The 13,698-nt window shown below is 63.2% G+C and carries 12 protein-coding genes; 6 read left to right on the top strand and 6 right to left on the bottom strand.

Annotated features, from left to right (window positions below; translation table 11 throughout):
• Positions 1-8 precede the first annotated feature (8 nt).
• The gene (locus HNO52_RS10825; RefSeq protein WP_197565343.1) at positions 9-791 is read left to right on the top strand and encodes a capsule biosynthesis GfcC family protein; all 783 of its coding nucleotides are present in this window, start codon (positions 9-11) and stop codon (positions 789-791) included.
• A complete protein-coding gene (locus tag HNO52_RS10830; protein ID WP_232090207.1) occupies positions 788-2,902 on the top strand; it encodes a YjbH domain-containing protein in 2,115 nt (704 codons plus the stop codon). Before HNO52_RS10825 ends, HNO52_RS10830 begins: the two co-directional genes overlap by 4 nt.
• An 82-nt stretch (positions 2,903-2,984) precedes the next feature.
• Here the strand turns inward: HNO52_RS10830 and gcvT are convergent, their stop codons facing one another.
• Both gcvT and HNO52_RS10840 read right to left on the bottom strand, forming a co-directional pair.
• Positions 2,985-4,103 carry a glycine cleavage system aminomethyltransferase GcvT gene (gene gcvT, locus HNO52_RS10835; protein ID WP_197565344.1) on the bottom strand — a complete coding sequence of 373 codons (1,119 nt, stop codon included), beginning with the start codon at positions 4,101-4,103 and terminating at the stop codon, positions 2,985-2,987.
• A gap of 90 nt (positions 4,104-4,193) precedes the next feature.
• On the bottom strand, positions 4,194-5,600 hold the full coding sequence (locus HNO52_RS10840) for an alanine/glycine:cation symporter family protein (protein WP_197565345.1): 1,407 nt from the start codon (positions 5,598-5,600) through the stop codon (positions 4,194-4,196).
• Positions 5,601-6,073: 473 nt separating this feature from the next.
• On the opposite strand from HNO52_RS10840, the gene gcvH reads away from it, so the two are divergent.
• Complete coding sequence (gene gcvH / locus HNO52_RS10845) at positions 6,074-6,466, top strand: glycine cleavage system protein GcvH (protein WP_197565346.1); 393 nt, start codon at positions 6,074-6,076, stop codon at positions 6,464-6,466.
• A 79-nt stretch (positions 6,467-6,545) separates the two neighbouring features.
• Entirely contained in the window at positions 6,546-9,440 is a 2,895-nt protein-coding gene (gene gcvP / locus HNO52_RS10850; RefSeq protein WP_197565347.1) for an aminomethyl-transferring glycine dehydrogenase, read from the top strand.
• A gap of 87 nt (positions 9,441-9,527) precedes the next feature.
• On the opposite strand, the gene HNO52_RS10855 is transcribed toward gcvP, so the two are convergent.
• Positions 9,528-10,442 carry a LysR family transcriptional regulator gene (locus HNO52_RS10855; protein ID WP_197565348.1) on the bottom strand — a complete coding sequence of 305 codons (915 nt, stop codon included), beginning with the start codon at positions 10,440-10,442 and terminating at the stop codon, positions 9,528-9,530.
• Positions 10,443-10,647: 205 nt separating this feature from the next.
• Here HNO52_RS10855 and ppnN point away from each other — a divergent pair, with 205 nt between their 5' ends.
• Positions 10,648-12,012, top strand: coding sequence for a nucleotide 5'-monophosphate nucleosidase PpnN (gene ppnN, locus HNO52_RS10860; RefSeq protein WP_269476056.1), 1,365 nt, complete (start codon positions 10,648-10,650; stop codon positions 12,010-12,012).
• 50 nt (positions 12,013-12,062) lie between these two features.
• Here ppnN and HNO52_RS10865 read toward each other — a convergent pair whose 3' ends face one another.
• Both HNO52_RS10865 and HNO52_RS10870 read right to left on the bottom strand, forming a co-directional pair.
• Positions 12,063-12,437 (bottom strand): hypothetical protein, encoded by a 375-nt coding sequence (locus HNO52_RS10865; RefSeq protein WP_197565349.1) that lies wholly within the window; start codon positions 12,435-12,437, stop codon positions 12,063-12,065.
• Complete coding sequence (locus HNO52_RS10870; RefSeq protein ID WP_197565350.1) at positions 12,437-12,901, bottom strand: flavodoxin domain-containing protein; 465 nt, start codon at positions 12,899-12,901, stop codon at positions 12,437-12,439. Before HNO52_RS10870 ends, HNO52_RS10865 begins: the two co-directional genes overlap by 1 nt.
• A 155-nt stretch (positions 12,902-13,056) precedes the next feature.
• Here HNO52_RS10870 and HNO52_RS10875 point away from each other — a divergent pair, with 155 nt between their 5' ends.
• Positions 13,057-13,272 (top strand): DUF2788 domain-containing protein, encoded by a 216-nt coding sequence (locus HNO52_RS10875; RefSeq protein WP_197565351.1) that lies wholly within the window; start codon positions 13,057-13,059, stop codon positions 13,270-13,272.
• Positions 13,273-13,340: 68 nt separating this feature from the next.
• Here HNO52_RS10875 and ihfA read toward each other — a convergent pair whose 3' ends face one another.
• Positions 13,341-13,646: an integration host factor subunit alpha gene (ihfA, locus tag HNO52_RS10880; RefSeq protein ID WP_167110302.1), complete on the bottom strand. Its 306-nt coding sequence runs from the start codon at positions 13,644-13,646 to the stop codon at positions 13,341-13,343.
• Positions 13,647-13,698 lie beyond the last annotated feature (52 nt).

Genomic DNA, 13,698 nt, shown 5'->3' on the forward strand with positions numbered 1-13,698 from the left:
GAACGAGAATGACCCGACGTCTCCCCCCCCTTACCGGGCGCTGGCACGCCGTCTGCCTGGGTGCACTGCTGACCCTGCCCCTTGACGGCCAAGCCGACGCCCGCCGGCTCTCGGACTTATGGCTCGAACAGCAGACGATACCCGAGCCGCCCGCTTACAGTTACTACCTGCTCGAGCGTCAGCAAGAGCGCCAGCAGCGCCAAGCCAGGCGCCTGCAGGAAGAGCTGGAGACCTTGATCGACCGCTATGCTCTGGCCGGACGCACCGGCATGGCCCGAGGCCTGGAAGAATGGCAGGCCACCATCGCCGAGCAACAAGCGATAAAGGGACGCACGGCGGCCAGGGCCGACCTTGCCGCCCTGCTCGCCTCACCACGGCACGACCCGCTGCTGACCTCACTGGCCGAAGTCGGCCATTGTGACGTGCCCGAATGGGTAGAGCTTTGGCATCTTGGTGGCGTGACACGGCATCGCTGGGCTCCAGGTATGAGTCTGCGCGACGTGCTGCGCATGCAACCGAGCTCCCGCTGGTCCAGTGCCGACGAGGCGTGGGTGATCACACCCCAAAGCCCTCCACGTCGGATCGGCATTGCCGCCTGGAATGCCGGCGATGCCCCCTTGGTCGCCGGTAGTCGCGTCGCCATCGTCCTTCCTGAACCGGTCCAGGAGGCCGACTGGGTCAATCGTGCCCTGTCCGACTTTCTGGCGACCCGCCTTCCTGGCGATACCTGTCATGCCGTCGCCATACCGGAAGCTGCCGGTCAAACCGATTCAGGAGGGGCTGACGCATGAAGCGATCCGAATCATGGTCGCCGCGCCTCGCCCCATTGACCTTCGCCATCGCTGCAGCCATCGCCGCACCGGCGCTGGCCGAACCGATGCAACCACGCCTCGGCGGCGGCCAGAGCGATTTCGGTGGCGTGGGATTGATGCAGACCCCCACTGCCCGCATGGCGCCTCTTGGCGGCTTCGCCTTTTCGCTGTCGCGTACCGCACCCTACCGGCGTTATGGAGTTTTCTTCCAGCCCACCGAATGGCTGGAAGCCGGTTTCCGTTATGTCGAAGTGGAAAACCGGCGCTATCTGGCCGCCACGGACGACCGCAACAATCTGGACAAGGGTATCGACTTCAAGGTGAGGCTCCGTGAAGAGGAGCGCTACTGGCCACAAATCGCCGTCGGCGCCCGCGACATCGGCGGCACCGGCCTGTTCTCCGGTGAATACCTGGTCGCCAGCAAGCGCTGGCACAGTCTCGATTTCTCACTGGGAATCGGCTGGGGCTACCTGGGCAATCAGGAAGACTTTCCCAACCCACTGGCCCAACTCGACGAGCGCTTCGAGCGACGCTCCGGGTTCAGCTCGGGCGGATCCGGGGGTGACTTCAACCTGGGTAGCCTGTTCAGCGGTCGCAGCGCCCTGTTTGGCGGAATCGAGTACCAGACACCCTGGAACCCTCTGGTGCTGCAGTTGGAGATGGAAGGCAACAACTATCAGCACGAACCGCAACGCAACGATCAGGAGCAGAGTTCACGCTTCAATCTCGGTGCTCGGCTGCGTGTGTCCGATAGCGTCGAACTCAAGGCCGGTTGGCAGCGTGGAGATACCGCCATGCTCGGGATCTCATTAGCGACCAATCTCGCCAGCGTCTCCCAGGCCAAGCGCGACCCACTCCCCGTCGATCTGGCGCCGGCCCCCGCCGAGCACACCAGTGACTGGACCGGGCTCAGTCGCGAGCTAGGCAACAACGCCGGCATCGGCGTCTATCGCATCCGCCAGGACGGCTCGAGCGTCATCGTCGAGGGTGAGCCGACACGTTATCGCTCACTCGCCGAAAGCGAGCTGCGGGCCGCACGCCTGCTGCACAACAATCTCGACAGCGAAGTGGAGACCTTCCGCTTCCGTTGGCACGAGCGCGGCATGGCCCTGCGCGAGAGCGTGCACGATCGCGAGGCGCTGGTCGACGCCGCCTCGTCCAGCGATGAAACCGTCACCTATCGTCACGGGCTCTACTCCCATGCCACGCTGGATCCGGAGCGTGGCGAAGTACTGCACGAATCTCCCCCGCGCGGGTTCTTCTACAGCCTCGAGCCGCAGCTCGAGCAGAACTTCGGCGGCCCCGACGGCTACCTCTACCGGCTGTCCGCCAACCTCGACAGCGAATACCGGCTGGGTGACAACCACTGGGTCTCGGGCGCGCTTACCTATACGCTGGACGACAACTTATCCGAGTACCGCTACCTCGGCCCTTCGGAACTACCCCGCGTACGTACCCATATCGGCGATTATCTGGCCGAGACCGATATCGGCATCAGCAACCTGCAGTACACCCACACCGCCCAGCTCGGCAACGACTGGTACGCAATGGGCTATGGCGGCCTGCTCGAGACCATGTTTGCCGGGGCGGGCGCAGAACTGCTCTACCGCCCCTTCAACAGCGACGTGGCACTCGGACTCGACGTCAACTGGGTCAAGCAGCGAGACTTCGATCAGCGTTTCGAGATGCGTGATTACAGTACCTGGACGGGCCATCTGACGGGCTACTGGCAGACCGACTACGAGGACGTACTGGCCAAGGCCAGCGTGGGCCGCTACCTGGCCGGCGACCTCGGCGTCACCTTCGATGTGTCACGCGAATTCGACTCGGGCATACGCCTGGGCGGCTGGGCCACCTTCACCAATGCCGGCGATGCCTTCGGTGAAGGTAGTTTCGATAAAGGCATCTACCTCTCTCTGCCGCTGGACGCCTTCTTCGTGCACTCTACCCGGCAGCGTGCCCAGCTCGCCTGGAGCCCCCTGACGCGCGACGGCGGTGCTCGCCTTGCACGACGAGAAAGGCTCTACGATCTCACCGAGGAGCGCAGCATGGGTCGCTATTGGGAGGAGCAAGCCGAGCTGATGCGTTGAGTATCGGCCTGGTTACAGCAGCAAAAAGCCACCGCATCTGCATGCGGTGGCTTTTTGCTGGAAGATAACGGTATAAATCTTCTTAGCCGCGATGATATCCCGGCGCCACGAAGGGCATCTTGCTCACTACCATGGGCAAACGCTTGCCACGCACCTCGGCATGGACGGTCGTCCCGACCGCGGCATGGTCGATATCGACATAGCCCATCGCCACTGGCTGGCCCACGCTGGGCCCGAAGCCCCCGGACGTAACCTTGCCGATGTGCTGACCTTGCTCGCTGTAGAGTTCGGCACCCTCGCGCACCGGCGCACGCCCCTCTCCCAGCAGGCCGACGCGCTTGCGACGATGGTCCTTGGCATCGACCTGGTGCAGGATCAAATCAGCGCCCGGAAATCCGGCCGAACGCTCTCCGCCGTGACGGCGCGCCTTGCCGATGGCCCAGATCAGTCCCGCTTCCACCGGCGTGGTCTCGGTATCGATATCGTGGCCGTAGAGACACAGCCCGGCCTCGAGGCGCAGAGAATCCCGCGCCCCCAGGCCGATGGGCTCGACCTCTTCCTCGGCCAGCAGGCGGCGGGCCAGTGCCTCCGCCTCGTCGGCCGCCACCGAGATCTCGAAACCATCCTCACCGGTATAGCCGCTGCGGCTGATCCATACGGGCGTGCCATCAATTTCGAAACGTCCATGCTGCATGAAGACCATCTCGCACGCCTCGGGGCAGTGCCGGCGCATGACCTCCGCCGCCTTGGGCCCCTGCAGGGCCAGCAAGCCACGCTCCAGCACCTCGACTCGATGATCATTATCGACGAGCCCTGTCTCGAGCAGCGCCACGTCCTGATCCTTGCATGCAGCGTTGACCACCAGGTAGAGCGTCCCGTCACCAGGATTGGCCACCATGAGATCATCGAGAATACCGCCCTCCTGGCCGGTAAACAGCGTATAACGCTGCATGCCCTCGGGCAGGCCGACGATATCGGCGCACACCAGAGTCTCCAGCGCCTCGGCGGGGCGCGGGCCATGCAGCAGGATCTGGCCCATATGGGAGACATCGAACAGGCCGCAGGCTGCGCGGGTGTGCTCGTGCTCCTTCTTTACGCCGAGCGGAAACTGCACCGGCATCTCGTAGCTGGCAAAGGGAACCATCTTCCCGCCCAGTTCCAGATGCAGGCCGTGCAGCGGGGTGTGCTTGAGTTGGTTCATGGGTTTTCCTCGTGACGTGATGGAAGGCAAAGAGGCTCGGGACAGGATAAGAGGCGCCCTCGGGCGCCTCTCGATTAGCCAGCGGATCGATCAGGACTTGTCGTGGTCCAGATCCTCTCCCGGCAGTACTTCCTCGCCGCTGAAGTAGGCGCGCGTCACCTTGAAAACCACGGGTGAAAGCAGTGCCAGCGCAATCAGGTTGGGAATGGCCATCAGGGCGTTGAAGGTATCGGCCATGAGCCAGATGAAGCCGAGTTGGGCCATGGCGCCCAGCGGAATCGCCAGCACGAACAGCACCCTGTAGAGCATGATCGAGCGCGTACCGAACAGGAACTGGAAGCACTTCTCGCCATAGAACGACCAGCCCAGGATGGTGGTGAAGGCGAACACTGCCAGCGCCAGCGATACAATCTGGTTGCCCCAGCCAGGCAACGCCGCATCGAAGGAGAGCGCGGTCAGCGAGGCGCCCTCTTCACCCTGGATCCACACCGTGGAAGTCAGGATGACCAGCGCGGTGATGGTACAGACGATGATGGTATCGATGAATGTACCGAGCATGGCGATCAGGCCCTGGCGCACCGGGTTGCGTGTCTTGGCGGCGGCATGGGCAATGGGCGCACTGCCCAGGCCCGCCTCGTTGGAAAAGATTCCGCGCGCCACGCCGAAGCGTATCGCCGCCATTACGGCTGCCCCGGCGAAGCCGCCTGCCGCCGCCACGGGATTGAAGGCATAGTAGAAGATCAGACTGAAAGCCTCACCGATCTGTCCTGCGTTGACGACCAACACCGCCAGACCCGCCACTACGTAGGCGATACCCATGATCGGCACCAGCTTGCCGGCCACCTTGGCGATGCGCTTGATACCGCCCAGGATTACGGCGCCCGCCAGGACCATGATCACCACACCCGTCATCCAAGGGGCAATGCCGAAGGTAGAATCGAGGGCATCGGCTACCGAGTTCGACTGTACGGTGTTGCCGATACCGAAGGCGGCCACGGCACCGAAGAAGGCGAAGGCGCCGCCCAGCCACAGCCACTTCCTGCCCAGGCCATTCTTGATGTAGAACATCGGCCCGCCGACGTGATACCCGGTGCTGTCGGTTTCCCTGAAACGCACCGCCAGTACCGCCTCGGAGAATTTCGTCGCCATGCCGACGAGTGCCGTGATCCACATCCAGAACACCGCACCTGGGCCGCCCAGGGCGATGGCCGTTGCCACGCCGGCGATGTTACCGGTCCCGATGGTGGCCGAAAGTGCAGTCATCAGGGCGTTGAAGGGCGAGATTTCACCTTCGTCTTCGGGTTTCTTCGCCTCGCCGGGTGCCGGCTTGGCATCGCGCCCCTGCCACATCAGCTTGAAGCCGGTGCCCAGCTTGCGGATGGGCATCAGCTTCAAGCCGAGCTGCAAGTAGAGCCCCACCCCTAACAGCAGGATGAGCATCAACGGCCCCCAGACCACGCCGTTGATGGCGCTGAATATTGCTGTCAATGTTTCCACGAACGTTTCCCTCTGTTGTATGGACTGTTTTTAAGGACCTTCTCGGTAAATCTGTACGACCAGACGGCGTACCATAGCGGAAAATGCCAGAAATTCACTACTGTGTCGTACAGACTGCTGCGGTTCGTTCGTCCTGCTCATCCGCGCAAGCTTAGCGCGTGTTTCGTATCGGAAACAAACGTCACGACACCGCCGACTTTCACTTTGGCGACATGCCCGGACCTGAGCGTCGCTGCCAAGCGGCATGCCTCAAGGTTAGTGAGCCGAGCCAGCGGTGTCGAATGGTGGTGCGACCTGCCGGGCTCATACGAAACGATGCAAGTTGCACTGGACGCCTGCTGCCGCGCACGCCACGCTATCGATGCGGCTAGCCAGATCGCATGCATCGACGACGATCCTCGGACTCGCCAAACGCCACTAATGGCGTTAGCATTTGCCCAACCAGAAAACCTTTTTCGTATAGGAAAATCATCATGAGCTCGATCCCTGCCAACCTGCGCTACAACGACAGCCACGAGTGGGTACTGGACAATGGCGATGGCACCGTCACCATCGGCATCACCGATCATGCTCAGGAAGCGCTTGGAGACGTCGTATTCGTCGAGCTTCCCGAGGTGGGACGCACCCTGGAGAAGGGCGAGGAGTTCGGTGTGATCGAATCGGTCAAGGCCGCCTCCGATCTTTACGCGCCGCTGGCCGGCGAAATCGTCGAGGTCAACGAGGCCCTCGAGGATGCGCCCGAAACCATCAACGAAGCGCCCTACGAGGGTGGCTGGATCATGAAGGTTCGCGTCGAGGATGCGGCCGCCGTGGAAGCCCTGCTGAATGCCGAGGCGTACCAGGCCGTAGTAGACAGCGACTCCTGATAACGACGCAGCGATGCTCCCGGCCCGGCGACCGGATTTTCGGAACGCCGGGCACTCCACCTCAACGACAGGGTTCTCCATGGTTTACGACAACCGCCGCCTGGCCGAACTGGCCGATCATGACGCCTTCATCCGTCGCCACAACGGTCCCGGAGCAGAAGATGTAGCCGCCATGCTGGCGGCGCTGGACATGGATAGCCTAGAGACACTGATCGAGCGTACGGTACCGGCAGACATTCGCCTGGGTCGCGAACTCGATCTCGACCCGCCGCGCAGCGAAGCCGAGGCGCTCGACTACCTCAGGCGCCTGGCACGCCAGAACAAGGTGTTCAAGACCTATATCGGCCAAGGCTACTACAACACTCACGTGCCGGCCGTGATCCAGCGCAACGTGCTGGAAAATCCAGGCTGGTATACCGCCTATACGCCTTATCAGCCGGAGATCGCCCAGGGCCGCCTCGAGGGCTTGCTCAACTTCCAGCAGATGGTCATGGATCTCACCGGCATGGAGCTTGCCAACGCCTCACTGCTCGACGAGGCCACCGCTGCGGCCGAAGCCATGGCGCTATGCCAGCGGGCCAACAAGAAATCGAAGAGCAACGCCTTCTTCGTCGCCGACGACGTATTGCCACAGACGCTGGACGTGGTGCGCACCCGCGCCCATTACTTCGGCTTCGAACTGATTGTCGGCCCGGCCGAAAGCCTGGCCGAGCATGACGTCTTCGGCGCCCTGCTGCAGTACCCCGGTGAGAGCGGCCGAGTGCACGACTTGGCGCCGCTGCTCGCTAGCGCCCGCGAGAAGAACGTGATGACCTGTGTGGCCGCCGACATCATGAGCCTGGTCCTGCTCAAGGAACCGGGCGCGCTCGGTGCCGATATCGTGGTCGGCAATACCCAACGCTTCGGTGTCCCCATGGGCTACGGCGGCCCCCATGCCGCCTACTTCGCTACCACCGACAAGCTCAAGCGTTCCATCCCCGGTCGCATCATCGGCGTATCCAAGGACTCCCGCGGCAACACTGCCCTGCGCATGGCCATGCAGACCCGTGAGCAGCACATCCGCCGCGAGAAGGCCACCTCCAACATCTGCACCGCCCAGGCACTGCTGGCCAATATCGCCGGCTTCTATGCCGTCTATCACGGTGCCGAAGGCCTGACCACCATCGCCACCCGCATCCATCGCCTGACCACCATCTTGGCCGAGGGGCTCGAGGCCAAGGGCGTCGCGCTGGTGCACGACAGCTGGTTCGATACCCTGCGCCTGACCGGTGTGGACGCCGGCAAGATCCACGGCCGGGCGTTGACGCATGAAATCAACCTGCGCTACTTCGACAATGGTGACATCGGCGTCAGTCTCGACGAGACCACCACGGCCCACGACCTCGATGCCCTGTTCGACGTGCTGCTCGGCGAGGAACATGGTCTTTCTGTCACCACCCTGGATGAGCGGGTCGCAACCGACGGCATCTGCGGCATTCCCGCCGCCTGCCGACGTGAATCGAGGTTCCTGACCCACCCCACCTTCGAGCGCTTCCGCAGCGAGACCGAGATGCTGCGCTACCTCAAGCGCCTGGAGAACAAGGACCTCTCGCTCACCCACGCGATGATACCGCTGGGCTCGTGCACCATGAAGCTCAATGCCACCAGCGAGATGATCCCGATCACCTGGCCCGAGTTCGGTCAGTTGCACCCCTTCGTGCCCCAGAACCAGGCGGTCGGCTACAAGCAGATGATCGACGAGCTGGCGGCGTTCCTGGTCGAGATCACCGGTTACGAACACATCTCGATGCAGCCCAACTCCGGCGCTCAGGGCGAGTACGCCGGCCTGGTGGCGATCCGCCGCTACCAGGCGGCACAGGGCCAGGGGCACCGCAACGTCTGCCTGATCCCCAGCTCCGCCCACGGCACCAACCCCGCCTCCGCCGCCATGGCGCAGATGAAGGTGGTGGTAGTCGAGTGCGACGAGATGGGCAATATCGACCTCGACGACCTGCGCGCCAAGGCCGAGCAGCACAGCGAGGCGCTCTCAGCGATCATGCTGACCTACCCTTCCACCCACGGCGTATTCGAAGAGGGTGTACGTGAGGCGTGCGCCATCGTCCACCGCCACGGTGGCCAGGTCTACATCGACGGCGCCAACATGAACGCCCAAGTGGGCTTGTCTCGCCCCGGCGACTTCGGCGGCGACGTTTCGCACCTCAACCTGCATAAGACGTTCTGCATCCCGCACGGTGGCGGTGGCCCGGGCATGGGGCCCATCGGCGTCAAGGCGCACCTGGCGCCCTACGTCTCCAACCACGTGGTGACGCCGATTGCCGGCGTGAAGGAGCACTGCGGCGCCGTCTCCGCGGCGGCCTTCGGCAGCGCCTCGATCCTGCCGATCTCGTGGGCCTATATCAAGATGATGGGCGCGCGCGGGCTGCGCCAGGCGACGGAGCTCGCCATTCTCAACGCCAACTACATCGCCAGGCGGCTCGAGCAGCACTACCCGGTGCTCTACCGCGGCGTCAACGGCACTGTGGCGCACGAATGCATCATCGACATCCGCCCGCTCAAGGCGGCTTCGGGAATCAGCGAAGAGGACATCGCCAAGCGCTTGATGGACTATGGCTTCCACGCCCCGACCATGTCGTTCCCGGTGCCCGGCACGCTGATGGTGGAACCCACCGAGTCTGAGTCGCGCTACGAGATCGACCGCTTCTGCGACGCCATGATCGCCATTCGTGAGGAGATTGCCCAGGTCGAACAAGGCGCATGGCCAGCCGACGACAACCCGTTGGTCAACGCACCGCATACCATGGCCGACCTGATGGACCCCGCCTGGGAGCGTTCCTACTCCCGCGAAGTCGGCGCCTTCCCTTCGCAGGCAATCAAGGCGGCGAAGTACTGGCCGGCGGTCAACCGCGTCGACAACGTCTTCGGCGACCGGCAGTTGATCTGCTCATGCCCCAGCATCGACGAGTATCGCGACTGATTCGCTGACGCTGATGCATGGCTGTAGCGCAAACGGCCCGCCGAGCGATCGGCGGGCCGTTTGCTGTGGATGCTAGCGCACCGGCAGCTACAGCGGCGAGGCGACCTCACCGTAGCCGAAGCGCTCGCGCATGCGTTGCTCGCGAAAGCCCTCCAGCAGCCGTGCATAACGACGCGGCATCTTGGCACCGGAGCGGGTGACCAGGTGCAGTGTTTCGTACTCCGTCACCGGCAGGTCGAGCTCCTTGACCTGACGCTGCCAGGGGGAGGTCTCCAGCACCAGACGCGACACCACGGTGAAGCCGAGGCCACGAGCCACCGCATCCATCACCATGCCCACCTCATTGGTGAATCCCTGGCGCCGGAACTGGCTCATTGAGCGAAACTCATCGGGGAAATTGCTGCGCAGCAGTGTCCCGGCATGACTGATGCCGTCGGAATAGTTGAGGAAGCCGATGCCCATCAGTTCGGCCAGCGAGGTACCGGCAAAGTCGGCCGGCACCACCAGGCACAGCGGCTCCTGATGCCAGAGCCTGCAGTCCAGTTCCGCATGGCGAATCGGCTCCGTGACGATCCCCAGGTCGTGGCGACCGGCCAGCACGTCCGAGACGATCTCATGACTGAACGCGAAGCTGTAATTGACCGTCAACCCTGGCGACATCTGCTGCTGGCCAAGAATGAAAGGGTAGAACATCAGCCCGACGCTGCCCGGAGAAGCAATGCGGCACTCGCCGGTATCCAGCGCATCGTCATCCAGCGAATGGCGGAACTGTTCATGTTCGGCGAACAAGCGCAGGCCATAGTCATACGCCCGCCGCCCGGCCTCGGTCAGCATGAAACGCCGCCCCTGCCGCTCCAGAAGTGGCTTGTCGAGGTACTGCTCGAGCTTTCGCACGTGCTGGCTGACGCCCGGCTGGGTCATGTCGAGGTGGCGTGCCGTCCGCGTGAAGCTTCCGGTTTCGACCAGAGTAATGAAGGTACGGAAATACTGGGCGTTGAACATGGTGCATCGCTGGCAAGTGCGGTCAGGGGTACGAGACCGGATCTCGCCATCCTACCACTGCGCGCCCAGCGGCGCAGCGCTGCGCCATGCCGGCCAGCGTGATAGCATCGAATCACGACTCTATAACGCTGTCTCGATGAATATTGCATGACTCCCTGTCCCGCCACACGACAGGGACGCTAGCCGACACCACAAGGATCGTTTCATGCCCGACACCATCTCCGCCACTATCTCGCCCCTGCGAAGCCTGGAAGTGCTCTCGCAGCACGAGGTCAACCGCCTACGCGACACCTCCAAGGCCGGCCTGCACGACCTGCTGCGGCGCTGCTCTCTCGCCGTACTCAGCTCCGGCAGCATGACCGACGACAGCCTGGTGCTGATGGAGACCTATCACGATTTCGATATCGAGGTAATCCAGCAGGACCGCGGCATACGCCTCAAGGTAAAGAATGCCCCGGCCGAGGCCTTCGTCGATGGCAAGATGATTCGGGGTATTCGCGAGCATCTCTCTTCGGTGCTGCGCGACATCATCTACGTCTACAACGAGATCCAGCAGCACCAGCGGTTCGACCTCACCACGGGCGAAGGCACCACCAACGCGGTGTTCCATATCCTGCGCAAAGCCGGCACCCTGAAGCCCGGACGCGACCCCGGCATCGTGGTGTGCTGGGGCGGTCACTCGATCACCCGCGAGGAGTACGAGTACACTAAGGATGTCGGTTACCAGCTCGGCCTGCGTGAACTGGACATCTGTACCGGCTGCGGCCCCGGCGCCATGAAGGGGCCGATGAAGGGTGCCAACCTGGCGCATGCCAAGCAGCGCATCGGCGACGGGCGCTATCTGGGCATATCCGAACCCGGCATCATCGCTGCCGAAGCGCCCAATCCGCTGGTCAACGAGCTGGTAGTGATGCCCGATATCGAGAAGCGCCTGGAGGCCTTCGTGCGCCTCGGCCACGGTATCGTGGTCTTCCCCGGCGGCGTTGGCACGGCCGAGGAGATCCTGTACCTGCTGGGCATCTTGCTCCACCCCGATAACCACGACATGACGCTGCCGGTCATCTTCACCGGCCCGGCCAATTCGGCTGATTACTTCCAGCGAATCGACGAGTTCCTGGTTTATACCCTGGGCGATGCGGTACGCGACAAGTACCGCATCATCGTCGACGATCCCGTCGAGGTCGCTCGCACCATGCGCCAGGGCATCGACAGCGTCACCGAATTCCGCCGCGTCCAACAGGACGCCTTCCACTACAACTGGCGGCTGACCATCGCTCGCGAGTTTCAGGAAACCTTCGAACCTACCCACGAAGCGATGGCTGGTCTGGCATTGCACCGCAACCAGCCGGTACATGAGCTTGCGGCCAACCTGCGCCGCGCGTTCTCCGGCATCGTAGCCGGCAACGTAAAGGAGCATGGGCTGCGCGCTATCGAGGCCCATGGCCCCTTCCAGCTGCACGCCGAGTCGGAGCTGATGCGCCGTCTGGACGACCTGCTCGGGTCCTTCGTTGCTCAGGGCCGCATGAAACTGCCAGGGCGCGAGTACGAGCCTTGCTATCGGCTGGTGTGAAAATTCACGCCACCCACGAAAGCGCCGGGCGCAGCAGCACCCGGCGTCGATCAAGCTGACTGGCTGTCAGGACGCCACCATAGCCACAAGGCGTGCAGCAACAAACCAAGAGTGGCGCCATGCGCGATCAGCAACTGCCAACTGATCCAGTCGGTGAACAGCGCATGCCACAGCCCCATCAGTGCCAGCCCGGCCACGAGAGACGCCGCCAAGCGCTTGCCCAGCCAGGGTAACCGAGCACGCTCGCCGCCTTCCAGCATGCGCCAGTTCACGACAGCCACGACCGCCACTACCGCCATGGCAACGACGATCAAGGTCAGACGATTTTCGTGCCCTCCAGCGAGATAGCGCGGCACGGTGGCAAGCATCAATATCAGCAGCCCCACCAGCAGGCTCAGCCGCTCAGCGCTCGGCGTGACGTTCATCAGGCCACCTTGAGCTGCTGGGTTTCGATCCACTCCTCGGCCCATGGCAGCGCGGCATCGTCGGCCATGAAGGTCTCCATGGCGTCGACCTCAAGGCGTTCTCCTAAGCGAGTGGCGCCCAGCCCCTCGAGCATCTCGTCGAGGCGACGCCCAGCACCACAGAAGGTGTCACCATAGGAGCTATCGCCCAGGGCGATCACGCCGTAGCGCAGCCCCACCAACGATGGACTCTGCTCGTCGAGCCCTCGCGCAAGGGGCACGAAGTTGCCGGGGAAATCGCCGCTACCGGTCGTGGAGACACAGAACAGCGCCAGGTCGGGCTGCTCTTCGGTCAAGTCTTCGAGCGTCGACTGCTCGAGAATGGCGGTGTCGTAGCCGGCCGCTTCGAACAGCGGAGCGACCTGTTCGGCGACGTCGAGCGCACCGCCATACATGGTTCCTACGAAGATCTTCAGCATTGGCATGTCGGGGATAAACCTGAACTATTCAAAGAGATAATATCACGACGCAGGCGGCTGACGCAGTTCGACAGCGGGCCTCGCCGCTCGGCGACGAGGTGTCGCATGCAGCTCGGAGCATGCCCGAGTATAATAGTCGGCCTTTCGTTCGAGGAGGCGACATGCTGCAAACGCAGACATTCGAAGCCTGGATCACTCCCCTGCTCATCGGCGGGCTGATCCTGTTCATGAGCTTCATTATCTGGGACCTGGCCAAGAAGTCCCAGGCCGGCCGCTTTGGCACCATCATGCTCTTCGTGGTGCTCGGAGCGGGCATGATGGGCTACATCCTCAAGGTGGTCGTCACCTGGTTGATGGAGAGAGGTGGGGGCGTATAGCACGCAGGATGCCCCCTGGAGGCATCCTGCGTCGCTAATGGGACGCGTACACTGGTTAGCCGCAGGCCTCAGCTAGGCGCCGAACCTTCGTAGCGCTCCACCTGGCTCTTGAGCTTCTGCCCGGGGCGGAACGTCACGACACGGCGTGCCGAAATGGGGATCTCCTCGCCAGTCTTCGGGTTACGCCCGGGGCGCTCACGCTTGTCGCGCAGGTCGAAATTGCCGAACCCCGACAGTTTCACCTGCTCGTTCTCACGCAGGCACGCCCTGATCTCCTCGAAGAACGCCTCTACCATGGCCTTGGCTTCGCGCTTGGTCAGGCCCAGCTCGGCGTGAAGATGTTCGGCCAGTTCCGCCTTGGTCAACGCTCCCATGTCATCTCCTCAAGTGGCGGTCCAGCCCGCCGCCTGCATGGGCTTCCGGCGA

It is taken from the genome of Halomonas sp. MCCC 1A13316, from assembly GCF_014931605.1.
In the GTDB taxonomy this organism is placed as follows: domain Bacteria; phylum Pseudomonadota; class Gammaproteobacteria; order Pseudomonadales; family Halomonadaceae; genus Halomonas.

Coding starts and splice junctions, on each gene's coding strand:
- gcvH (WP_197565346.1), top strand. CDS start 6,074: ATGAGCTCGATCCCTGCCAACCTGCGCTACAACGACAGCCACGAGTGG.
- HNO52_RS10875 (WP_197565351.1), top strand. CDS start 13,057: ATGCTGCAAACGCAGACATTCGAAGCCTGGATCACTCCCCTGCTCATC.
- gcvP (WP_197565347.1), top strand. CDS start 6,546: ATGGTTTACGACAACCGCCGCCTGGCCGAACTGGCCGATCATGACGCC.
- HNO52_RS10870 (WP_197565350.1), bottom strand. CDS start 12,901: ATGCCAATGCTGAAGATCTTCGTAGGAACCATGTATGGCGGTGCGCTC.
- ppnN (WP_269476056.1), top strand. CDS start 10,648: ATGCCCGACACCATCTCCGCCACTATCTCGCCCCTGCGAAGCCTGGAA.
- ihfA (WP_167110302.1), bottom strand. CDS start 13,646: ATGGGAGCGTTGACCAAGGCGGAACTGGCCGAACATCTTCACGCCGAG.
- gcvT (WP_197565344.1), bottom strand. CDS start 4,103: ATGAACCAACTCAAGCACACCCCGCTGCACGGCCTGCATCTGGAACTG.
- HNO52_RS10825 (WP_197565343.1), top strand. CDS start 9: ATGACCCGACGTCTCCCCCCCCTTACCGGGCGCTGGCACGCCGTCTGC.
- HNO52_RS10855 (WP_197565348.1), bottom strand. CDS start 10,442: ATGTTCAACGCCCAGTATTTCCGTACCTTCATTACTCTGGTCGAAACC.
- HNO52_RS10830 (WP_232090207.1), top strand. CDS start 788: ATGAAGCGATCCGAATCATGGTCGCCGCGCCTCGCCCCATTGACCTTC.
- HNO52_RS10865 (WP_197565349.1), bottom strand. CDS start 12,437: ATGAACGTCACGCCGAGCGCTGAGCGGCTGAGCCTGCTGGTGGGGCTG.